The organism is Streptomyces sp. NPDC013455, from assembly GCF_040632975.1.
Taxonomy (GTDB): domain Bacteria; phylum Actinomycetota; class Actinomycetes; order Streptomycetales; family Streptomycetaceae; genus Streptomyces.
The window spans coordinates 105,514-125,077 of the sequence record NZ_JBEYCX010000013.1 but is presented as its reverse complement, the minus strand read 5'-3'; the positions used below and the strand labels follow the sequence as shown (position 1 = coordinate 125,077).

Sequence of the window (19,564 nt, the reverse complement as noted above, 5' to 3'; positions counted from 1 at the left end):
ATTGGAGTTCACGGCCACCAGCAAAGCAGCCGCAACCGTGGCCGCAGTACTTCTCACCTCAGGCTTCGCGGCCATCATCCACAGCGTGTCCACCGACAATGTGGCGGCCTCCATCGGCGGAGCCTGCCTCGTCATGGTGGCCCTGACCGTGACCGTGTGCGTCCTGGTCCGTCACTGGATCGTGGACACGAACACCGAGCGAGCCATCCTCGCTGCTGCCCAGCATGAAGCCCAGGCCGAGCGCAGCCGCTACTTCGCCGCCCAGGCCGCGCTGGAGAACGAGATGGGCCGCCTCAACCGGGACATGGCCGCCGAGCGAGCCCGCATAGCGCGCTCGCTCGCTGCTGAGCAGGCCAAGCTGCGTGCACAATTCGAGGAAGAGCGAGCAGAACTGGCGGCCGAGGCGTTCCGGACAGGCGTCGAAATGGAACGGGCCGGCATGCTCAAACCCGGGGCTGAGAAAACACAGGGCGTCCTCATCCGCTTTCCGCGACACCCCGAGCACGCCGCGGAGCAGGAACGCTCCCGTGAGCACGGACACGTGGGGCCTTGAACCCCTCGGAGCCGACGAACGAGAGCGTCACACGAGCCGGATCGAGGTACTTAGCCCGGCCGGGCCGGCGCGACTTGAAGACTCGGACCGTCACGATCTGCCTGATCGCCTCACGCTTCTGTTCCAGAGACAGCCCGGCCGTCGTGTCAGAGCCGTACCACAGCTCCTCAGGATCCACAGCGTTCACCAGTTGTTGCACGAGCAGTGGCACTCCGGTGGCCGACTGCAATTTGCTCTGCAGCTCCTCGATCTTCGGCAGCAGATCCTGCTCCTTCGCAGACAGCGAAGCCAGTGACAGCAAAGGCCGGCCCTGATCGTTGCGCTGCCGATTCAGCTCCCGAGCCTCATCCAACTCCTCTTCGAACAAGTCGAGCATCTCCTGTGCCTGCCGCATCTCCTCCGCGATCTGGGTGTCATCAGGAATGAGCGCGGCCCGCGCCTGCTCCTTGTTTCGGAGCCAGGTCAAGACGGCCTCCTCAACGAACGCGTCAAGGAGCGGCTCGGACACTGACACGTCCCGGTTCTCGGCGCATCGGTAGATGTCTTTCCTGGCGTGACCGGTACCGCTCTGGTCGCTCCGCAGGTAGAAGTCGTCGCCGCACTCCCCACAGAGGGGGAGGCACGACAGGAGGTGCTTCACGCGGCCCTCGTTCGGGCGGGCCCTCGCGGGGTCGGTCAGCTTCTTAGTGATGCGGCGGAACATGGCCCGACCCTCAGGTGTGTCCAGGCCCTTGATGGGGTCCCACTTGGCCTTCACGGCCTTGCCGTTGTGCACCCTCTCCCCGATGTAGACCCGGTTGAGGAGCATGTAGCGCACGCGGTAGTCGTCCCACTTGCTGCCGTCGTGGCGTGCCGCGTCTGGGTTAGTCTTCAGCCACCTCAGCAGGGAAGCCAGCGATCCCCCGCTGTCGACGTGCTGGAAGGACTTGAGGACTACAGGGCCGCGGACCGGGTGCTCGTACTGGCCGATGAGCTCACCGGTGTCCGGGTCGTACTTCCTCGTGTACCCGAAAGGGACCCTGCCCCAGATACCGCCTGCTTCGGCGTTGAGGCGGGCGGTTCGGACGTTGCGATCGCGGATGAGCTCGACCTCGTCCTCGGCGGCGATGGCGTCTTGCGCAGTCGCCTTGCGGTCCTCGCGCTTGGACAGGTCGTAGACCGTGTTGTTGTAGCAGAGCAGGACATCGGCGTCGTAGCAGGCGTTACGGAGGCGGACGTATGCCTCCAGGTCTCTGTAGTACCGGCTCGCTTCGTAGGCGACGCAGATGCGTCGGACGCCAGCGGGAGTCGGGACGCTCTCGATGGCGTCCAGCAGCGCTTCGAAGTCGTCACGCTCGCGCCGTGCGTGGCGGCTCGCGGAGATACCGGTGTCTTTGAAGACATCCGTGATGACCCAGTTGTGGGTCTGGCAGAGGGTGCGGCCGTCGGCAAGTTGATCGCTGACGCTCCTGCCCTTCTTCCTGGGGTCGCGGCTGTTGCGGCCGTAGAGCAGGGCGTGGAACTCGACGCCGGGGAAGACCAGGTGCAGGTACTCGGGTGCGAGCGGCATGAGGGGAGACTACTCACTTGGACGGGTTAACACATCAGTATCGGACGCCCAGCGGATCCCTGCCGGGCTGTGGCCCGTGCTGGCCGAACTGCGCCGCCGCGGGGTGCTGTTCAGCCCGGCGAGCGGACGCCAGTACGCGACCTTGCACCGGCAGTTCGCCGAGGTCGCCGAGGGCATGGTGTTCATCGCGGAGAACGGCACGTACGTGGTCCGCGACGGCGTGGAGCTGAGCTCCGACCCGCTGGACGGCTCCGTCGCGGCCGGGGTCGCCCGGACGGTGCGGCGGCTGGCCGCGGACGGCGCGGACGTCGGCGCCGTCGTGTGCGGCAAGCGGGCGGCGTACGTCGAGCGGACCGACGAGGCGTTCCTGGCGGAGGTGCGCAAGTACTACGTCGAGCACCGTGTCGTCGAGGACGTCACCGCCGTCGACGACGACATGATCAAGGTCGCGGTGTTCGACTTCGGCCCCGCCGAGCGGACCACCGCCCCCGCCCTCGCCGCGTTCGCCGCCACCCACCAGGTCGTCGTCTCCGGCGAGCACTGGGTGGACGTGATGAACCGCACCGCGAACAAGGGCACCGCCCTGCGCGGCCTGCAGCGCGCGCTCGGCATCACGCCCGCGCAGACCATGGTGTTCGGCGACTACCTCAACGACCTGGAGATGCTCGACGCCGCCGAGTGGTCCTTCGCGATGGCCGGCGCCCACCCCGAGGTCGTCCGCCGGGCCCGCCATGTGGCGCCCTCCAACAACGACGACGGTGTCCTGCGGACCATCGCCCGGGTGCTGGGCCTGTAACCCGGTCGGGCCCGGGGCCGGCGCGCTCGGGGCCGACGCCGCGGGCGGGCTCACGGGTAACGCCGCCGCGGGGCTCGGGGCTCGGGCCGCCGGCGGGGCTCGGGGCTCGCGCCGCCGCGCCGGTTCAGGGCTTGCGCCCGACGCCGCCGTACAGCGAGATGGGGCCGTCGGGCTCGCCCCCGGCGCCCCAGCGGTCCACGGAGACGATCCCGGGCTCCAGCAGGTCGAGCCCCGTGAAGAACGCGCCGACCTCGGCGTGCGAACGGGCCACCAGGGTCACCCCGCCCGCCGCGTAGGCGGCGATGCCCCGGCGCACGTTCTCCGGCTCGAAGTCGGCGGTCATCGTGGACAGCACCAGGCAACTGCCCGGGGCCAGCGCGCCGACCAGCGTGGCGACCAGGTCCCGGGCGCCGTCCTCGTCGGCGACGAAGTGCAGCAGGGCGATGAGGGAGAGGGCGACCGGGCGGTCGAGGTCCAGGACGCGGGCGGCCTGTTCGAGGATGGTGTGCGGATCGCGGGCGTCGGCCTGCACGTACTCCGTCACGCCCTCGGGCGTGCCCCGCAGCAGGGCGCCGGCGTGGGCCAGCACGATGGGATCGTTGTCGACGTAGACCACGCGGGCGTCCGGCGCCACCGACTGGGCGACCTGGTGCAGGTTCGGTTCGGTCGGTATCCCGGTGCCGACGTCCAGGAACTGGCGGATGCCGCCGCGTTCGGCCAGCGCCCGTGTGGTCCGGCGCATGAACGCCCGGTTGGCGCGGGCGGCCTTCGGCGCGTCGCCGTCGATCGCCGCGATCTGCCGCCCCAGTTGCTCGTCGACCGGGTAGTTGTCCTTGCCGCCGAGGAACCAGTCGTACACCCGGGCCGGATGCGGCCGGGTGGTGTCGATGTCCTGGATGTCCGGCCCGGTCCCCGTCACGTACTGCTCCTCACCCCGTCCGGTCCCGGCGGTCGGTCCGGGACTGCGGGGAGCAGTCTGACACGATCATGAGGCGCGTCGCAGACAGTCTTCGGCCACCTGCTTGTCGAGCGCCGCCCGTACCAACGCAGCGGCGAGCACGGCGGGTTGGGTGTCGCCGGCCAGCGCGGCCAGCTTCTCGGGGTCCTTGGGCAGGCCGAGCCGGCCGGCGCCGTCGAGGGCCTTGCCGTCCAGGTAGGGCGCGATGTCCGGCCACACCCGCTGCGCCTCGCGCAGGAAGATGTCGGCGCCGGCCGGCCCGATGCCCGGCTCCTCCTGGAGCAGCCGGGCGAGTTCGCCGGTGTCGTCGCCCGCCTCGCGGTGCAGCCGGCGCAGGTCCCCGCCCCAGCGCTCGGTCAGCAGCTCGGCGCCGTCCCCGAGCTGGGTGGCGGTCCGCTCGTCGTAACGGCGGTAGCCGCCCCGGCCGAGCGCGTCCACCCGCCGCTGCCAACCGGCCTCGGCCATCCGGCGCGGGCTGTCCAGGTGGTCCTCGTGCAGGGCCCGGGCGGCGGCCACCGCGACGGAGGTCCGGATGCGTGCGCTGAGCAGCAGGGAGAGCACGAGCAGCCGGTACAGCGGCTGCGGGGTGTCGGTCAGGCGGATGCCGGCCTCCTCGGCGTACGTCCGCCCGTACTCGGACACCAGCTCGTGCACGACCCGTTCGTCGCGGTTCACGGCTACGGCTTGAGCGGGTCGTGGCCCAGCGTCATCAGCCGGTGCCGGCGGCGGGTGTCCTCCGGCGTGCTCTCCGGCTCGGGCTCGTTCTCCACGTCGGCCAGCTCACCGACGGTGTCGACGACCTCGTACATGACCCGGACGTCGTCGTCGGTGAGGTCGGTACGGCGCTTCTGGAGGATCGCGAGGACGTGCTGCCCGGTGGGCGTGCCCGCCTGCTCCGGCAGTGGTTCCGTCTCCTCGCCGGCGTCCCGCACCTTCAGCCAGGCCGCGAGTTCCGCCGAGGTCATGTTCACCACGCGGTGGAAGTCCTCCCACAGCGCCTCGATCTCCAGGGCGTCGGCCATGGGTCTCCCCCTTCCGTTCGGGTGCGGGTGTCCTAGCTGGAAGCCTGCTCGCGGGGGTGGTTCTCGGCCTCGAACATCCAGCGCTGCTTCTCCAGGTCGGCCGTGACGGCGATCAGCAGGTCCTGGGTGACCGGGTCGGCCTTCTCGGTCGCGTCGATCCGCTCGCGCAGCCGGACGACGGCCGCCTCCAGCGCCGACACCATCAGCTCCACGACCTCGGTGTCGCGCAGCCAGCCGTCCTTGGTGCCGGGCAGCGCCAAGGTGGCGGCGATGGTCTCCGGCCGGCCGTCCGGCGCGACACCCAGCGCGGCGGCGCGCTCGGCCACCGTGTCCGAGTGGGCGCGGGCCGTGGCGACCACCTCGTCCAGCTGGAGGTGGATCGACCGGAAGCGCGGGCCCACGATGTTCCAGTGCGCCTGCTTGCCGATCAGCGACAGCCCGAGCAGATCGACCAGCGTGTCCTGGAGGGCCGTCCCGGTGACGCGGAGGGCCTCGTCGGGAAGCGTGCTCTTGACGACGGTCATGGTGCGTCGGTCCCTTTCATCAGCTTTCTGCGGTCACGTCCGAAAGGGCGGGTGCCCGCTGCGATCGGGGCAAAACAGGCTGATCAGCGGGGCGGCGCCCGGCCCGGGCGGCTGGGCGCCCCCGGCGGAGACCCCCCTCGCGCGGGTCCCGCGGCGGGGTGCGGGGCGGCCCGCGCGCGACGGTGCGGGGGCTCCGTGCGTGCCGCCGGGGCCCTGCCCGCGGACGTGGACGTGGGGTACGTCTCCTCCCGCGGCCGGACGAACTCGGGGAGGATCTTCCCAGTGGGCCGGTCCGCGGTCTATAGTCCAAAACTAGCAGTGCTAATTAACAGTGCCGCACAGGTCCGTGCCGATTCACAGCGTCGTAGTCGGTCATAGGTCAGGAGTTCAGCCGTGCGTCCCGTCCACTTCGCGGCCGCCCGCCGCACCCCCATCGGCAAGCTGCGCGGAGCCCTCGCCTCCGTCCGCCCCGACGATCTGGCCGCGACCGTGATCCGCCACCTCGTGGCCGACGTGCCCGCCCTCGACCCGGCCCGTATCGACGACGTCTACTGGGGCGCCGCCAACCAGGCCGGCGAGGACAACCGCAACGTCGCCCGCATGGCCGCCCTGCTCGCCGGACTGCCCGACTCGGTACCCGGCGCCACCGTCAACCGGCTCTGCGCGTCCGGACTCGAAGCCGTCACGACCGCCGCCCGCGCCATCGCCGCGGGCGAGGCCGACATCGTCGTCGCCGGCGGCTCCGAGTCGATGAGCCGCGCCCCGTTCGTCCTGCCCCGCCCCGACGAGGCCCTGCCGCACCGCATCGAGACCCACGACACCCGGCTCGGCTGGCGGCTGGTCAACCCCGCCATGCGGGAGCTGCACGGCCTGCTTCCCATGGGCGAGACCGCCGAGGAGGTGGCCGAGCGCCACGGCGTCTCCCGCGCCCGGCAGGACGAGTTCGCGCTGCGCAGCCATCAACTCGCCGCCGCCGCGCGGAAGAACGGTCACTTCGACGACGAACTCCTGCCCGTCGAGCGCCCGGACGGCATCGTGGTCGAGCAGGACGAGTGCGTCCGCGAGGACACCTCCCTGGAGAAGCTCTCCCGGCTCAAGCCGGTCTTCCGCGAGGGCGGCACGGTCACCGCGGGCAACGCCTCGCCGATGAACGACGGCGCCGCAGGTCTGCTCCTGGTCAGCGAAGAGGCTTTGAACGAGCTGGGCCTGGAGTCCCTCGGCCGCTACGTCGCCGGCGCCTCCGCCGGCGTGCACCCCGACGTGATGGGCCTCGGACCCGTCCCCGCCACCCGCAAGGCGCTGGCCCGCGCCGACTGGCGGATCGCCGACGTGCAGGAGGCGGAGTTCAACGAGGCCTTCGCCGCACAGGCCCTCGCCTGCGTCGACCAGCTGGGCATCGACCCGGACCTGGTCAACCCCACGGGCGGCGCCATCGCCCTCGGCCACCCCCTCGGCTGCTCCGGCGCCCGCATCCTCACCACCCTGCTGCACCGGATGCGGCGCACGGGCGCGGAGCGGGGCCTGGCCACCATGTGCGTGGGCGTGGGGCAGGGCAGCGCGGTGCTGATCGAGCGGCACTGACAGGTCCGCCCGTCCGGCGATCGACGGCAGCAGCACCACCGAGCCGCAGCAGAGAAACGGAGCACCCGCACATGGCCACCCTGTCCTTGGCCGCGATCCTCGCCGAGAACGCCCGGCGCCGCCCCGAGAAGACCGCCCTCGTCGAAGGCGACCTGCGCCTCTCCTTCGCGGAGGTGTGGCAGCGGGCGCTGGCCCAGGCGGGCGCGCTCACCGGACTCGGCGTACGGCCCGGTGACCGGGTCGCCCTGATGGCGCCCAACACCGCCGAGTTCCCGATCGCCTACTACGCGATCGCCGCGGCCGGCGCCGTCGTCGTCCCGGTGCACCTGCTGCTGTCCGCGGGCGAGGTCGAACACGTCCTGCGGGACAGCGGGGCGAGCCTGCTGCTCGTCCACCCGGCGCAGGCGGCCACCGGAGGCGCCGCGGCCGAGGCGGTGGGCGTCCGGGCGGTCACCCTCGGCGGCGAACTGGAGAAGCTCGCGGCCGACGCCGAACCGCTCCCGGCGTACGTCACCCGGGCCGCCGACGACCCCGCGGTGATCTTCTACACCAGCGGTACGACCGGAGTCCCGAAGGGCGCCGTCCTCAGCCACTTCAACCTGGTGATGAACGCGACCGTCAACGCCTTCGACGCCCACGACATCCGCGCCGGCGACATCGCCCTCGGCGCGCTGCCGCTGTTCCACGCCTTCGGCCAGACGGTGTCGCTCAACTCCACCTGGCGGGCCGGCGCCACGCTCGTTCTGCTGCCCCGCTTCGACGCCGCCCGCGCCATCGAGCTGATGGCGCGGGAGGGGGTGAACACCTTCCACGGCGTGCCCACCATGTTCGTCGCCCTGGCGGCCGCGGCCGCCGACGCCGGCCGGCTGCCCGAGCTGCGGGTGTGCATCTCCGGCGGGGCCTCGCTCCCGGTCGCCGTCCTGGAACGGTTCGAGGCCGCCTTCGCGACGACCGTCTACGAGGGCTACGGCCTGTCGGAGACCTCGCCGACCGCCACCGTCAACCAGCCGGTGTTCGGCACGAAGCCCGGCAGCATCGGCCACCCGCTGTGGGGTGTCGACGTGGAGATCGCCCGCGCCGAGGTGGAGGGCAGCGTGGAACTGCTGCCGCCGGGCGAGCTGGGCGAGGTCGTCATCCGCGGCCACAACGTCTTCTCCGGCTACCTCGGCCGCCCCGAGGCCACCGCCGAGGCCGTGGTCGACGGCTGGTTCCGCACCGGCGACCTCGGCACCAAGGACGACGAGGGCTATCTGCGGATCGTCGACCGCAAGAAGGACGTCATCATCCGCGGCGGCTACAACGTCTACCCGAGGGAGGTCGAGGAGGTTCTGATGCGCCACCCCGCGATCGCCCAGGTCGCCGTCATCGGCCTGCCCGACGACCTGCACGGCGAGGAGGTCTGCGCCGTCGTCGTCCCGGCGCCGGGCGCCGCCACGGACGCCGCCGCGCTCACCGAGTGGTCCAAGGAGCACCTCGGCAGGCACAAGTACCCCCGGCGCGTGGAGTTCGCGGACGCCCTGCCGCTGGGCCCGAGCATGAAGGTGCTCAAGAGGGAGCTGCGGGCGCGGTACACGGCCTCGTAGGGACCGGTCCGCGAGACGCTCCGCCCGCCGCCGGATGTGTGCGCATAGCATCGGTATCCGCATGGACACGATGACGCTCTGGCACATCTCCGGCTGGGAGTTCGCGGCGCTGGCCTTCGCGGCCCTGCTCGTCGGTTTCTCCAAGACCGCCGTCAGCGGGGCCAACACGGTCAGCCTCGCGATCTTCGCCGCGGTGCTGCCGGCCCGCGCCTCCACCGGCGTGCTGCTGCCCGTCCTGATCGCCGGCGACGTGCTCGCCGTCCTCACCTACCGGCGGCACGCGCACTGGCCCACCCTGTGGCGGCTCTTCCCGGCGGTCGCGGCGGGCGTGGTGGCCGGCACCCTGTTCCTGGTGTGGGCCGACGACGGCATCGTACGGACCTCGATCGGCGTGATCCTGCTGGTGATGGCCGGGGTCACCGTGTGGCGGCGGCGCCGGGAGGACGGCGCGGCGGGCGCCGAGCCGGACGCGGTGACGACCCGCTCGGGCCGGGTGCGGGCGCGCTCGTACGGCGTACTCGGCGGGTTCACGACCATGGTCGCCAACGCGGGTGGTCCCGTCATGTCCATGTACCTGCTGTCCGCGGGCTTCCGCAAGCTCGGCTTCCTGGGCACCTCCGCCTTCTTCTTCCTCATCGTCAACCTCTCCAAGGTGCCGTTCAGCGCGGGCCTGGGCCTGATCGACGGCCGCTCACTCCTCCTCGACGCGGCGCTCGCGGTCTTCGTCGTGCCCGGCGCGCTGTTCGGCACCTGGGCGGTGACCCGCATCAACCAGCGGCTTTTCGAACAACTCGTGATCGCGGCGACGATCGCCGGCGGCGTCCAGCTGCTGCTGCGCTAGCCCGGACCGCGCCACTGCGCGAGCTTGTCGAGGCACCGCCCGACGGTGCCGCGCAGCTCGTATGCCGTCAGTGGCCGTGCCAGATGAACTTCCCGGGGCGGACCTCCAAGCGGTACTGGACTTCGTGCACGGCGAGGCGGGCTCCCAGCCAGCAGTCGTACAGGGCGGCCTCGCGCGGACTGGCCAACCCTTGCTTGATGCGGTCCCGGGTGTGGTTCATCCGGGCGTCCGTCAGGTTCGCGGCCCATGCGACGTACTCCCTGTAGGTGTAGCCCTCTTGGCGGGCCACGGCCTCCAGGGCCGACTTGTACTCGGGGAGGATGTTGCCGATGCGTTCCATCCGCACCCGCCACCGGTAGATCGTTCCGTCGCTCATGCGGTCGGTGGTCCAGCCGTTCTCGTCCGTCCAGCGGTTGTCGTGGTTGTCCCCGGGGTTGTGACCGTCCCCGCGCCTGAACAGTGCCATGCCTTTTCCTTTCCGATGCCGGTCGGTTGACGTGCGGTCTCGCGCGGGGAGGTGCCCGTCTTCGGAGCGCCGACGGGCCTATGCCGGGCTTGCCGTCTGGGCGGCGTTGTAGACGGCCCGTTCCTCGGCGCCGAAGTGGGTGGAACTCATGTTGGGGCCCTGTACCCAGCCGAGGATCCCGATGATCTGGGCGGGGTCGTCATAACGGGAGAAGACCCCGACCTGGACGCCCGCACCGGTGGCGGGGTCGAAGTCCTGCAGCAGGGAGCCGCCGCTGCACCCGGGCGACTGCGCGCCGGCCATCACGTCGTTGTAGTAGACGGGATCGCCGTGGGTGGTGCCCCGGGTGACCATGAGGCTGCGGCCGTCGAAGGTCCGCTGGAGCGTGGCGGGGACGTTGCCGGGGCGGTAGAAGTTGCGTTCGTTGATGGTCGGGTAGCCGAAGACGTGGTGGGTCTGGTTCTGCGGCTGGTCGAAGGCGACTTCCTGGCCTCCGGTGACCTCGGCGATCGGGCGTGGGTCGTCGGGGTTGGCCACCACGACCGCGGCCATGTCACGTCCCAGCAGCCAGTCGGCGCTCTGGCTCCAGGTGCTGGTGATCCACTGGCGGGTCACCCCCCAGACCCCGTAAGGGGCGACGTCCTTGCCCGGGAGCCGTGTGCTGGAGGAGTCGCGGGGCAGGTTCGTCCCGTCGAATCCCGGTACGAAGACCATGTTGGTGGCGACGACGTTGCCGAAGCCCACGTCGAGCGGGGTGTGGATGCGCAGGCAGTGGGCGGCGGTCAGTACGACGCTGCGGTTGGCGCTGCTCACCACGTTCCCGGAGCACGACGACGTCGAGACGGCACCGGTCTGCACGTCCGTGTACTCCATGAAGATCTTGCCGGCGGTGCGCGAGATGCTCCCGTGCTCCCGCGGCCACGGCCTGCTGAGGTCGTCCCAGCCTCCGGGTGGCGCGGTCGCGTCCTGGTCCTCGTTGTTGAGGCCGGCGTCGGCCATCTTCCCGAGGGTCCAGTACTCCACCTCGGCCCTGAGCCTTTCCTGGTGGTCGGGGCCGGCCGGAACCAGCGGGCGGAGTTCGAAGGCGGGGACGGCGGCTCGTGCCGGGGGCGCCGCGGTCAGCAGCGCGGCTGTCAGGGCGAGCAGGCCGAGTACGGTGGTGAGGGCACGAAGTGACGGCATGCGGATGGGCAACGCTTCCCCCTCGGTGCGGTCGGTGCGGTCGGTGCGGTCGGTGCGGTCGGCTGCGCCGGGACGGCCGACGCCGGCGTCTGCGTCTCGCGGTGGTGCGCGTTCGGTGCCGGCCGCCGGCCTCAGGGGTTGCCGGTCACCTCGAAGCCCGCGCCGTACACGTCGGCGGACGCGGCGGCGTCCCGGGCGCGCAGGTCCGCGAGGATGTTGGCCGAGCTGGTGTATTCGAACGGCGGCAGCGACAAAGTGATCGCCTTGGTGATCCCGGCCCACGGGCCCTCGGCCTGGAAGCCGTTGTCCTGGGAGGGAAGTTCGCTCCCCGGCACGTGCCAGACGGCCGGTCCGCCCGAGTCACCCGTCAGGTTGGCGGCCGGCGACCGGTAGATGCCGCCGGTGTTGTCCATGATGGTTCCGAACCACACGCCTGTCTGGCCCGCAACGATGAGTTCGTTGTCCCCGGTGGCGAGCAGCCGCTCGGAGTCGAGCGCGGGCTGCGGGGCGTTCGGACTGGCGGTTCCGCCGGGGACCCGTACCTCGCCGGTCTGCTTCAGGTAAGGGCCCTGCGAGGAGAGCGTCACCTGTGGGACCAGCTCGATGATCATGTAGTCCTTGGTCATGTGACCGGTCTGCGAACCCTCGGGGCTCTTGAAGTAGCGCACGTGTCCGATCGGGCCGAAACCGGGATCCGCCCGGTCGTAGACGGGCGCGACGTCGTCGAGGATCTCCCGGTCCGCGTAGGTGCCGTCGGGGTCGCTGAGGCAGTGACCGGCCGAGATGGCGATCCGGTGCCCGTACTTGTCGTTGCCCACCGCGCCGAGGGTGCAGAAGGCGGACGGTGTCGACGGACTGAAGAGGATCTGCATCCCGTTGTGGACGCGCTTGGCCGTCTCGGCCCGGGCGGCGCCGACTCCCGCGGTCCACAAGGCCGTGAGGCTCAGCACCAGGACGCACAGTCGTCTGATCATGTGCCAACCCTGTCTGTCGGTGAGTGAGGGGTGGTGAGAGGCGGTGAGGGGCGGTGAGGGGTCAGGAGGACGCGAACGCCGCTTCGAGGCGCGGCACGAAGTCGACGAGGTCCTGCGCCCAGCAGCCGCTGGTGTGGCTGCCGTCGCAGTCGTCGCCCCACCCGGACCCGTCCCCGTAGTCCACGTAACGGGACGGGTGTCCGAGCCGGTCCAGACGCTCCTTGGCGTGCTGGGACGCCGACTGGACCCAGAACTCCGGCTCGCCGGGGTCGCCCCGCCCGTTCCCGGTGTAGAGCGTGACGCCCGTACCGGCCCGGGCCAGGACGTCCATGTGCGCCACCGGATCCGCCTCGTCCCAGCGCCAGTCGGCGCCGAAGACCGGATACGGCGTGCCGAAGACGGCGTCGCTGGACACCGCAGGCCCGAAGTCGAGACTGCACGGGGGGTTCGAGCTGTCGCAGAGCGGTGCTCCGATGTTCGTCAGCGTGGCGACGACGGCCGCGCGCATGACGGCGTGCCGGAGGGAGAGTTCGTTGGCGCCGGAGAGCGAGGCGACCTGACTGAACAGGCCGGGATGTCTCTGGGCGTAGTGCAGCGCGCCGAAACCGCCCATCGAGAGCCCGGCGACCGCCCGCGCCCTGCGCGCGGAATCCGTGCGGAGATTGGCGTCGATGAACGGGATCACCTGAGTGATGTGGAAGTTCTCCCAGTTCTGCGCCCCGGCGGCGGTGCCCTGGTCGAGCCAGTTGGTGTACCAGCCCCTCCGGCCACCGTCCGGGATCACGGTGATCATGGACTGGGCCGCGGTGAGGGCCGGGTAGGCCACGTTCGGGTTGCCCGGATCGTCCGACGCGCCGTGCAGGAAGTACAGCACCGGGTAGCGCTTGTCGGGGCGGTCGGCGTAGTCGGCGGGCAGCAGGATCCGGATGCGGTGCTCACCGTCGACCTCGGGCGTGGTCACGGTGACGACGAAGTTGGTGGCGGAGCCGGTGGCGGCGCCGACCTGGGTCAGGCCGAAGCCGTCGCTCATCTCCGGCGGGCGCGCGTCCGGGGCCTCGGCGTGCGCGGACGGAGTGCCCGGGATGAGGAGGGCCGCCGCCAGGGCGACGGCCGCCGCCGTCGCACGCGCGAGCCGGGCGGGCAGAGCTGATCTCATCAGGTGTCCTCGGGGTGTGCTTGATGCCGTGGCGGGACGCGGGTGGTCAGCCGGTCACGGAGCATCTCATCGCATCACTCCACGTGACGCCATACGTACGCGTGGCGCAGTCGGGCCACTGGCGCCATTGCGCCAACTGTCCCGTAGTCTCACAGGCGTTGGACTCACCGGTGCCGGTTCGGCGGGGAGGAAAGTCGTGCATGAGGTGTTCGACCCGGACTCCGACCGCGGGCGGGTCTACCGGTTCCTGGTCGGTCACCCGCACGCGTCCGCCGAACGGCTGGCGGCCGCGACCGGACTGAGCGAGACGACCGTCCGGGCGGTGCTGGAGGAACTCGCCGCCGAGGACATCGTCGTGACGGCTGCTTCCGGGGACGCGCGGAGCCCTTGGGAGGCGGTGCCACCCGGCCAGGTCGTCGAGGCGCTGCTGCGGCGCGATGACGTGGTGCGCACCGCGTTGCGGCGCACCGGTACGGAGCTGGAACGGCTCTACCGCTCCGCCAGGAGGGACGCCGACCACTACGGGGCGCTGGAAGTCGTCGAGGACCCCGTACGCGTCCTGGCGGTCAGCAGGCAGCTCCAGCAGTCGGTGCGCCACCAGCTCCGTGTCATCGACGTGCCACCGTACTCCGGCACGGACGACCACTACCTCGCGCAGGAGGCGCTGCAGCGCGAGCGTATGGCCGCCGGCGTCGTCTACCGCGCCATCTACCACGGTTCCGCCTTCGACGACCCCATCGCCTGGCCCAACATGGCCCGCATGATCGAAGCCGGGGAACAGGCACGGACCCTGGACGATCCGCCCATGAAACTCGCGATCCGCGACAGCGATCTCGCGGTGGTCACCCTCGCCGACGACGACCGCCCCGGGCTCGTCTCCCTCCTGATCCGTCCCTCCGGTCTGTTCCAGGCGCTCTCCAACACCTTCGAGTCGCTGTGGAGACTCGCCGTTCCGGTATCGGCGGCGGGCATCGGCACGTCGATCGACGCCCGGGACCGCCAGATCCTCACCCTCATGGCCAGCGGCGCCACCGACGACGCGATCGCCAGACACCTGGGCCTGGGCCGCCGCACCGTCGTACGCCGTGTCTCCGCCCTCCTCGACAGTCTGGGCGCCACCACCCGTTTCCAGGCGGGAGTCCAGGCGGCACGGCGCGGCTGGCTCTGAACCGGCGGTCCCGGCCGACCCTGTGCCCGCGCATCCGGCATACGGCCGTCGAGGGCGGGGGCAGCCCCCCGGGGGGGGAGAGAGGAGGAGGGGGCCGAGCGGCCTCCGGGACCGTTCCGCAGCGGCCCCGGGCGGCCGGGCGGTCCGAACGACCTCGTACGCTCACCCTCATGCCCGCGCACGTCCTGATCCTCGGCGGCACCGCAGAGGCCCGCCGCCTCGCCGCCGATCTCGCGGCCCGGCCCGGATTGCGGGTCACCACCTCGCTCGCCGGCCGGGTCGCGCGGCCCGCGGCGCTGCCCGGCGAGGTGCGCACCGGCGGCTTCGGCGGGCCGGAGGGCCTCGCCGACTGGCTGCGCGTCCACGACGTCGACGCCCTGGTGGACGCCACCCACCCCTTCGCCGAGTCGATCACCGCCAACGCGGCCCGCGCGGCGCGGGTGGCCGGGGTGCCCGCCGTCGTCCTGCGCCGTCCCGGCTGGCGGCCGGGCCCCGGCGACCGCTGGCACGACGTGCCCTCCCTGGCCGGAGCCGCCGTAGTGCTGCCGGGTCTCGGCCGCCGGGTGTTCCTCAGCACCGGACGCCTCGGCCTCGCGGCCTTCGCCCACCTGCCGGACCTGCACTTCGTCGTCCGGTCCGTCGACCCGCCCGAGCCGCCGATGCCACCGGACACGGACGTGATCCTGGCCCGCGGCCCGTTCACCGTGGCCGACGAGACGCGGCTGCTGCGCGCTCACCGGATCGACGTGCTCGTCACGAAGGACAGCGGAGGGGAGGCGACAGCCGCGAAACTGACCGCCGCACGGGACCTGGGGCTGCCCGTCGTCGTCGTACGACGTCCCGCGCTGCCCGCCGGGGTGACCGCCGTGCCGGACGTGGCGGGCGTACTGCGGTGGCTGGACGCCGGCGCGGGGTGAACGCGGCTGCGGCCCGGGGTGGGTGAGGGCGCGCGCCCGGTAGCCCTCAGGCGTCGGGCGCGCGCCCGGCAGCCCTCAGGCGTCCCCGGGCTTGCGGCGCAGCAGGTACGTGTCCATGATCCAGCCCTTGCGCTCCCGCGCCTCCGCCCGCAGCCGTTCGATGCGCGGACCGGCCTCGGCGATCGGTCCGGAGACCAGGATCTCGTCCGGCGTGCCGATGTAGGCGCCCCAGTAGATGTCCATGTCCTCCTCGGCGTAGCGCCGGAAGGTCTGGTGCGCGTCGAGCATCACGACCACGTCGTCCACGCCCTCCGGGAAACCCTCGGCCAGCCGCCGCCCGGTGGTGATCTGCACCGGCCGGGCGACCCGGTTCAGACCCGTGCGGTGGCGGGCGACCAGCGCGGAGACACTGCTGATGCCGGGCACCACGTCGTACGCGAACTCCACCGCGCCCCGCTCCAGCACCTCCTCCAGGATCCCCAGCGTGCTGTCGTACAGCGCCGGGTCGCCCCACACCAGGAAGGCGCCGGTGCCGTCCTCGTCCAACTCCTCGGCGATCAGCCGCTCGTAGATGCCCGCGCGGGCGCTGCGCCAGTCACCGACGGCCGGCGAGTAGGCGGTGCCGCCCGCCTTGCGGTCCCGGTCCGGGTCACGGGCCTCCACCACCCGGTACGCCCCGGCGGGCAGATGCGCGTCGAGCATGTCCCGGCGCAGCCGCGTCAGGTCGCCCTTGACCTCGCCCTTGTCGAGCAGGAAGAACACGTCGGTGCTCCGCAGCGCCTTGACCGCCTGAAGGGTCAGCTGGTCGGGGTCGCCCGCGCCGATACCGATGACATGAATCTTTCGCACGACCCGAGTCTGCCGCATGCCCCTGACACGGCGTCCACCGCCTCCTCACGCACGGCGACACGACACCGGCAGGAGTCCGGGCGGGCCGCGGCGGAGCGGAGTACCGGGGGGCGGGGCAGGGGACGGGGCGGGACCCCAGAGGTGGGGGAGGCGTGCCGGGCTGGGTCAGGGGCCGAGGCGGGGGGCCTCGGACCGGGCGTCCACCGGGAGCGAGCCGTGCTCCACCCGCCCGGCCAGGTCCCGGGCCCACCGGGTGAGCCCTGCCAGATCCAGTCCGTACGGCCGGTCCTCGCCCCGCTCGGTCTCCCACTCCTCGACCGCGCCCGCGCCGCGCCGCAGCAGCCGCGCCCCGCCGACGGTGTTGCCGCGGGCCGCGTGGGTGAGCCCCACCGCCAGCTGGGCCAGCCCCCGCCACAGCATGCGTTCCTCCGCGGGGCCCGACTTCCACGCGTCCTCGAACACCTCGTGCGCGTGGAACGGCCGCCCCGAGGCCAGCAGCGCCTGCGCCTCGGCGACCGTCTCCAGCGGCGTGCGCGGCACCCCCTCCGGCTGCCGGGGCACGCCCTCGGCGCCGTAGGGCAGCGGGCGCCCCAGCCCGTCGCGCGGCCGCGCGTTCCGGGCCCGCCCTTCCGTGTCCCGGTCCCTGGCGGCGGACGAGTCCGCCCCGGCCGCCGTGTCCGGCGCGTCCGAGGCGTCCCCGGCATCCGATGAGCCCGCGTTCCTCATACCGCCGATTGTCCACCGTCCGGCCCGGGCCTTCTTCGGCGCACCCCCGGGCGTGGGGTAGAGTTCTGTCCGCACGATCACGCGGGCACCGCGGGTGAGGGCAACGGGACGTGGCGCAGCTTGGTAGCGCACTTGACTGGGGGTCAAGGGGTCGCAGGTTCAAATCCTGTCGTCCCGACTTTGCGAAGTCGTACGTCGAGGGCCGTTTCAGAGCGATCTGAAACGGCCCTTCGATCGTTTCCGGGGACCGGCCGGACTCCCTCGGGCCGTCGTCCTCGCCGACGCGGACGGCCCCCGGGCGCCGGTGCGGCCCCCGCGACCCTCATTCCTCGGAGCCCGCCCTCACGCCCCCTCGTCCTCGTCGTCCGCCGGAGTGGGCCGGGGGAGGGGGATGCGGGTCTGGCCCTCGATCGGCGTTGGGGTGCGCTCGCCGAGCCGGTCCTCCAGCAGGCGCAGCCTGGTACGCGTCTCCTCGGTCGTCATGTCTCCCCTCCCCGTCACCGCTGTCGCGGACCGGTGTCCGACGGACGGCCCCGCCCCTGCGCCGCGGCCGCCGAGACCACGGTCCGGGGGTCCTCGCCGGTGAGTTCGGAGATGCGGTGCGGCGGAACCCCGGCGGCCGTGGCCCGCGCCAGCAGGGCGTCCCGCTCGCCCGCGCAGTCGCGGTAGGCCAGCAGCTCTTCCTCCACGCGGGCGAGGGCGCCCGGTGCCAGCGCGTGGCGCAGCCGGTTCAGCTCCTCGTCGCCCAACGGAACGGGCAGCTTCTCCGCCCCGTCGGGGATGGCACCCGTCTCCTCCGGCGGCAGCAGCCGGACGGCCGCGGAGCCGGCGGTCACACCGTGCGCGTCGAGCCAGCCGCGAACGGCGGGCGTCTCCAGGCACGCGAGGGATCCGACAGCGGTGACGGTTGCGCCCAGCGGAGTCGCCGGGTCGTCCACGAGGAACAGGTAGGCGTCGTCGGTCATGCTCGTCTCCTTCGCAGACGCGATGGTCGTGTGCTGTCCTCACCTACCCCCTCCGACGGGAGCCACCGCAGGCTCCGGTCGACTCCACCATGCCGAGGCGGTGCCCAACCCTCCGTCCACGAGGTCGGGTGCGGGGCGGGGGATGTCCGGCGGCAGAGGGGGCACACGTGCACACGGTGCTCGCACCCACGCGGCCGGGCATGCCATCGGCGGCACACACGTGGGCGGGCGGATGACGGCAGGTGACGACAGGACGCAGGGAGCGCAGTGATGAAAGTCCGCTCGTGGCCGATCCGACCGGACCACAGGCTCACCGCCCGCGTGGTGGCCGGACGCTACCGGCTCGACGACCTGCTGGGCCGCGGTGGCGCGGCCGACGTGTACGAGGGCGTGGACCTGCAGCTGCGGCGGCCGGTCGCGGTGAAGGTCTTCCGCCCGGACGGTGCCGCCGACATGGAGGAGCGGTTCGACAGCGAGGGCCGGCTGCTGGCCCGGCTGCAGCACCCCGGCCTGATCACCGTGTACGACTGCGGCCGGGACGACGGAACCCCCTACCTCGTGATGGAGCTGGTCAGGGGCACGACGCTGCGCCGGCGGATCACCGCGGCCCCGCTGGCGCCCGCCGAGGCGTGCCGGACCGGAGCCGCGCTGGCCTCGGCACTGGCCCATGTGCACGAGGCCGGAGTCGTCCACCGCGACGTCAAGCCGGCGAACATCCTGCTGGACGAGGCGGGCCTTCCCCACCTGACGGACTTCGGCATCTCCAGGCTGGTCGGCACCACGGCCCAGACCGTCCCGGGCGCCTTGGTGGGGACCGCCGCCTACATGGCCCCGGAGCAGGTGCTGGGCCGGGGCGCCGGACCGGCGGCGGACATCTACAGCCTGGGACTGGTGCTCATCGAGTCCATCAAGGGTGAACTGGAGTACGACGGGGCGCCGCTGGAGGCCGCGATCGCCCGCCTGCACCGGCCCCCGGTCATCCCGCCGGACATACCGGCCTCGCTCGTCCGACTGCTGCGAGCGATGACCGACGCGGACGAGAGCCGCCGGCCGGACGCCCGGGCCTGTGCGCGCGCCCTGGCCGCCTCGGCATCGGAGGATCCCGCGGCACAGGCCGACGCGCCCACGGGATCCGCCGTGCCCGGGGCCCTGCCCGTGAGCGGCGAGGACGGCGCCGGCGAGCGGAACCCGGACACCCTGCGGTCGCACGGGGCGGGCGCCGCGCCGGGGATCGCCGGCGGCGAGGCTGCCGTCCCCGCCCCCGGTGGGCCGGTGCCCGCACGATCCTCTTCCGGCCGGCCCGCCTCACGCCGGGCCGGCCGGATCCTGCTGACCGCCGGCGCGGCCCTGACCGTCCTCGGCGTCGGCCTGGCCGGTTCGGTGGGCGGGCCGTCCGCCGAGGCGGAGAACGCCACGTCCGGCCCGCACCGCCCCGCCCCGACCGAGCCGGCTTCCCCGGACGCGAACCGGTCGAGCGCGTCTGCCTCCCCCTCCCCGTCCGCCTCGCCCGCTCCGTCCGCCGGAGCCGCCGCCGTCTCCGTGTCCGCGCCGAGGCCCCCCTCGCACACCGGGAGCCGACGGGTCGCCGGCGTGGAGGACGCGGCGACGGACAGCGGCACGCCGTCGGCCTCCGGCGGCTTGGAGCGGCCGCGTGGCCGGGGGGCCGGTCCCGTTCCCGAGAAGGCCGAGACGCGGCAGGAGAAGCCGAAGCCGGCGAAGGGCAGGCACGCGCGGTGACACGGCGGGGCGCCTGG

General features: G+C 72.5%; 20 protein-coding genes, 1 tRNA gene and 1 pseudogene. 9 read left to right on the top strand and 13 right to left on the bottom strand.

Annotated elements, in window-relative coordinates; all coding sequences use genetic code 11:
- Positions 1–85 precede the first annotated feature (85 nt).
- Complete coding sequence (locus ABZ576_RS21690) at positions 86–553, top strand: hypothetical protein (protein WP_360743017.1); 468 nt, start codon at positions 86–88, stop codon at positions 551–553.
- On the opposite strand, the gene ABZ576_RS21685 is transcribed toward ABZ576_RS21690, so the two are convergent.
- On the bottom strand, positions 477–2,102 hold the full coding sequence (locus tag ABZ576_RS21685; protein ID WP_360743014.1) for a recombinase family protein: 1,626 nt from the start codon (positions 2,100–2,102) through the stop codon (positions 477–479). The genes ABZ576_RS21690 and ABZ576_RS21685 overlap by 77 nt on opposite strands.
- A gap of 43 nt (positions 2,103–2,145) precedes the next feature.
- Here ABZ576_RS21685 and ABZ576_RS21680 point away from each other — a divergent pair.
- A pseudogene (locus ABZ576_RS21680) lies at positions 2,146–2,898 on the top strand (Cof-type HAD-IIB family hydrolase); the annotation flags it as partial.
- A gap of 124 nt (positions 2,899–3,022) precedes the next feature.
- Here ABZ576_RS21680 and ABZ576_RS21675 read toward each other — a convergent pair.
- From ABZ576_RS21675 to ABZ576_RS21660, 4 genes are all read right to left on the bottom strand, one after another.
- The gene (locus ABZ576_RS21675) at positions 3,023–3,817 is read right to left on the bottom strand and encodes an SAM-dependent methyltransferase (protein ID WP_360743011.1); all 795 of its coding nucleotides are present in this window, start codon (positions 3,815–3,817) and stop codon (positions 3,023–3,025) included.
- 66 nt (positions 3,818–3,883) lie between these two features.
- The gene (locus ABZ576_RS21670; RefSeq protein ID WP_360743008.1) at positions 3,884–4,531 is read right to left on the bottom strand and encodes an endonuclease; all 648 of its coding nucleotides are present in this window, start codon (positions 4,529–4,531) and stop codon (positions 3,884–3,886) included.
- Between the two features lie 2 nt (positions 4,532–4,533).
- On the bottom strand, positions 4,534–4,878 hold the full coding sequence (locus ABZ576_RS21665; RefSeq protein WP_360743005.1) for a DUF3140 domain-containing protein: 345 nt from the start codon (positions 4,876–4,878) through the stop codon (positions 4,534–4,536).
- Positions 4,879–4,910: 32 nt separating this feature from the next.
- The gene (locus tag ABZ576_RS21660) at positions 4,911–5,402 is read right to left on the bottom strand and encodes a DNA starvation/stationary phase protection protein (RefSeq protein ID WP_360743002.1); all 492 of its coding nucleotides are present in this window, start codon (positions 5,400–5,402) and stop codon (positions 4,911–4,913) included.
- A gap of 393 nt (positions 5,403–5,795) precedes the next feature.
- On the opposite strand from ABZ576_RS21660, the gene ABZ576_RS21655 reads away from it, so the two are divergent.
- The 3 genes from ABZ576_RS21655 (at position 5,796) to ABZ576_RS21645 (ending at position 9,407) form a co-directional block, all read left to right on the top strand.
- Complete coding sequence (locus ABZ576_RS21655) at positions 5,796–6,983, top strand: thiolase family protein (RefSeq protein WP_360742999.1); 1,188 nt, start codon at positions 5,796–5,798, stop codon at positions 6,981–6,983.
- A gap of 71 nt (positions 6,984–7,054) precedes the next feature.
- Positions 7,055–8,566: a long-chain fatty acid--CoA ligase gene (locus ABZ576_RS21650; RefSeq protein WP_360742996.1), complete on the top strand. Its 1,512-nt coding sequence runs from the start codon at positions 7,055–7,057 to the stop codon at positions 8,564–8,566.
- Positions 8,567–8,627: 61 nt separating this feature from the next.
- Positions 8,628–9,407, top strand: a complete 780-nt coding sequence (locus ABZ576_RS21645) for a sulfite exporter TauE/SafE family protein (protein WP_360742993.1) — start codon at positions 8,628–8,630, stop codon at positions 9,405–9,407.
- A 67-nt stretch (positions 9,408–9,474) separates the two neighbouring features.
- Here ABZ576_RS21645 and ABZ576_RS21640 read toward each other — a convergent pair whose 3' ends face one another.
- The 4 genes from ABZ576_RS21640 to ABZ576_RS21625 all read right to left on the bottom strand — a co-directional run bounded on the left by ABZ576_RS21640 (position 9,475) and on the right by ABZ576_RS21625 (position 13,185).
- Positions 9,475–9,873 (bottom strand): hypothetical protein, encoded by a 399-nt coding sequence (locus tag ABZ576_RS21640; RefSeq protein ID WP_360742991.1) that lies wholly within the window; start codon positions 9,871–9,873, stop codon positions 9,475–9,477.
- A gap of 78 nt (positions 9,874–9,951) precedes the next feature.
- A complete protein-coding gene (locus ABZ576_RS21635) occupies positions 9,952–11,055 on the bottom strand; it encodes a hypothetical protein (protein ID WP_360742988.1) in 1,104 nt (367 codons plus the stop codon).
- A 131-nt stretch (positions 11,056–11,186) separates the two neighbouring features.
- Entirely contained in the window at positions 11,187–12,029 is an 843-nt protein-coding gene (locus ABZ576_RS21630; protein WP_360742985.1) for a hypothetical protein, read from the bottom strand.
- A 61-nt stretch (positions 12,030–12,090) separates the two neighbouring features.
- Positions 12,091–13,185 (bottom strand): alpha/beta hydrolase-fold protein, encoded by a 1,095-nt coding sequence (locus tag ABZ576_RS21625; RefSeq protein WP_360742982.1) that lies wholly within the window; start codon positions 13,183–13,185, stop codon positions 12,091–12,093.
- 196 nt (positions 13,186–13,381) lie between these two features.
- On the opposite strand from ABZ576_RS21625, the gene ABZ576_RS21620 reads away from it, so the two are divergent.
- Positions 13,382–14,353, top strand: coding sequence for a helix-turn-helix transcriptional regulator (locus ABZ576_RS21620; protein WP_360742979.1), 972 nt, complete (start codon positions 13,382–13,384; stop codon positions 14,351–14,353).
- A 170-nt stretch (positions 14,354–14,523) separates the two neighbouring features.
- Positions 14,524–15,270 (top strand): cobalt-precorrin-6A reductase, encoded by a 747-nt coding sequence (locus ABZ576_RS21615; protein WP_360742976.1) that lies wholly within the window; start codon positions 14,524–14,526, stop codon positions 15,268–15,270.
- A gap of 75 nt (positions 15,271–15,345) precedes the next feature.
- Here ABZ576_RS21615 and cobF read toward each other — a convergent pair whose 3' ends face one another.
- Complete coding sequence (gene cobF, locus ABZ576_RS21610) at positions 15,346–16,119, bottom strand: precorrin-6A synthase (deacetylating) (RefSeq protein ID WP_360742973.1); 774 nt, start codon at positions 16,117–16,119, stop codon at positions 15,346–15,348.
- A gap of 165 nt (positions 16,120–16,284) precedes the next feature.
- Positions 16,285–16,845 carry a DUF309 domain-containing protein gene (locus ABZ576_RS21605; protein WP_360742970.1) on the bottom strand — a complete coding sequence of 187 codons (561 nt, stop codon included), beginning with the start codon at positions 16,843–16,845 and terminating at the stop codon, positions 16,285–16,287.
- A gap of 104 nt (positions 16,846–16,949) precedes the next feature.
- On the opposite strand from ABZ576_RS21605, the gene ABZ576_RS21600 reads away from it, so the two are divergent.
- A tRNA-Pro gene (locus ABZ576_RS21600) sits at positions 16,950–17,023 on the top strand.
- Between the two features lie 164 nt (positions 17,024–17,187).
- Here ABZ576_RS21600 and ABZ576_RS21595 read toward each other — a convergent pair.
- Both ABZ576_RS21595 and ABZ576_RS21590 read right to left on the bottom strand, forming a co-directional pair.
- On the bottom strand, positions 17,188–17,328 hold the full coding sequence (locus ABZ576_RS21595; RefSeq protein ID WP_360742967.1) for a hypothetical protein: 141 nt from the start codon (positions 17,326–17,328) through the stop codon (positions 17,188–17,190).
- A 14-nt stretch (positions 17,329–17,342) separates the two neighbouring features.
- On the bottom strand, positions 17,343–17,810 hold the full coding sequence (locus tag ABZ576_RS21590; RefSeq protein WP_360742963.1) for a DUF6003 family protein: 468 nt from the start codon (positions 17,808–17,810) through the stop codon (positions 17,343–17,345).
- Positions 17,811–18,080: 270 nt separating this feature from the next.
- Between ABZ576_RS21590 and ABZ576_RS21585 the strand changes: the two genes are divergently transcribed.
- A complete protein-coding gene (locus ABZ576_RS21585; protein WP_360742960.1) occupies positions 18,081–19,547 on the top strand; it encodes a serine/threonine-protein kinase in 1,467 nt (488 codons plus the stop codon).
- Positions 19,548–19,564 lie beyond the last annotated feature (17 nt).

Excerpts from the sequence above, each read along its gene's own strand:
- ABZ576_RS21660 (WP_360743002.1), bottom strand. The coding sequence starts at position 5,402 with ATGACCGTCGTCAAGAGCACGCTTCCCGACGAGGCCCTCCGCGTCACC.
- ABZ576_RS21635 (WP_360742988.1), bottom strand. The coding sequence starts at position 11,055 with ATGCCGTCACTTCGTGCCCTCACCACCGTACTCGGCCTGCTCGCCCTG.
- ABZ576_RS21590 (WP_360742963.1), bottom strand. The coding sequence starts at position 17,810 with ATGACCGACGACGCCTACCTGTTCCTCGTGGACGACCCGGCGACTCCG.
- ABZ576_RS21640 (WP_360742991.1), bottom strand. The coding sequence starts at position 9,873 with ATGGCACTGTTCAGGCGCGGGGACGGTCACAACCCCGGGGACAACCAC.
- ABZ576_RS21615 (WP_360742976.1), top strand. The coding sequence starts at position 14,524 with ATGCCCGCGCACGTCCTGATCCTCGGCGGCACCGCAGAGGCCCGCCGC.
- ABZ576_RS21645 (WP_360742993.1), top strand. The coding sequence starts at position 8,628 with ATGGACACGATGACGCTCTGGCACATCTCCGGCTGGGAGTTCGCGGCG.
- ABZ576_RS21625 (WP_360742982.1), bottom strand. The coding sequence starts at position 13,185 with ATGAGATCAGCTCTGCCCGCCCGGCTCGCGCGTGCGACGGCGGCGGCC.
- ABZ576_RS21585 (WP_360742960.1), top strand. The coding sequence starts at position 18,081 with ATGAAAGTCCGCTCGTGGCCGATCCGACCGGACCACAGGCTCACCGCC.
- ABZ576_RS21665 (WP_360743005.1), bottom strand. The coding sequence starts at position 4,878 with ATGGCCGACGCCCTGGAGATCGAGGCGCTGTGGGAGGACTTCCACCGC.
- ABZ576_RS21650 (WP_360742996.1), top strand. The coding sequence starts at position 7,055 with ATGGCCACCCTGTCCTTGGCCGCGATCCTCGCCGAGAACGCCCGGCGC.
- ABZ576_RS21595 (WP_360742967.1), bottom strand. The coding sequence starts at position 17,328 with ATGACGACCGAGGAGACGCGTACCAGGCTGCGCCTGCTGGAGGACCGG.
- ABZ576_RS21605 (WP_360742970.1), bottom strand. The coding sequence starts at position 16,845 with ATGAGGAACGCGGGCTCATCGGATGCCGGGGACGCCTCGGACGCGCCG.
- ABZ576_RS21685 (WP_360743014.1), bottom strand. The coding sequence starts at position 2,102 with ATGCCGCTCGCACCCGAGTACCTGCACCTGGTCTTCCCCGGCGTCGAG.
- ABZ576_RS21630 (WP_360742985.1), bottom strand. The coding sequence starts at position 12,029 with ATGATCAGACGACTGTGCGTCCTGGTGCTGAGCCTCACGGCCTTGTGG.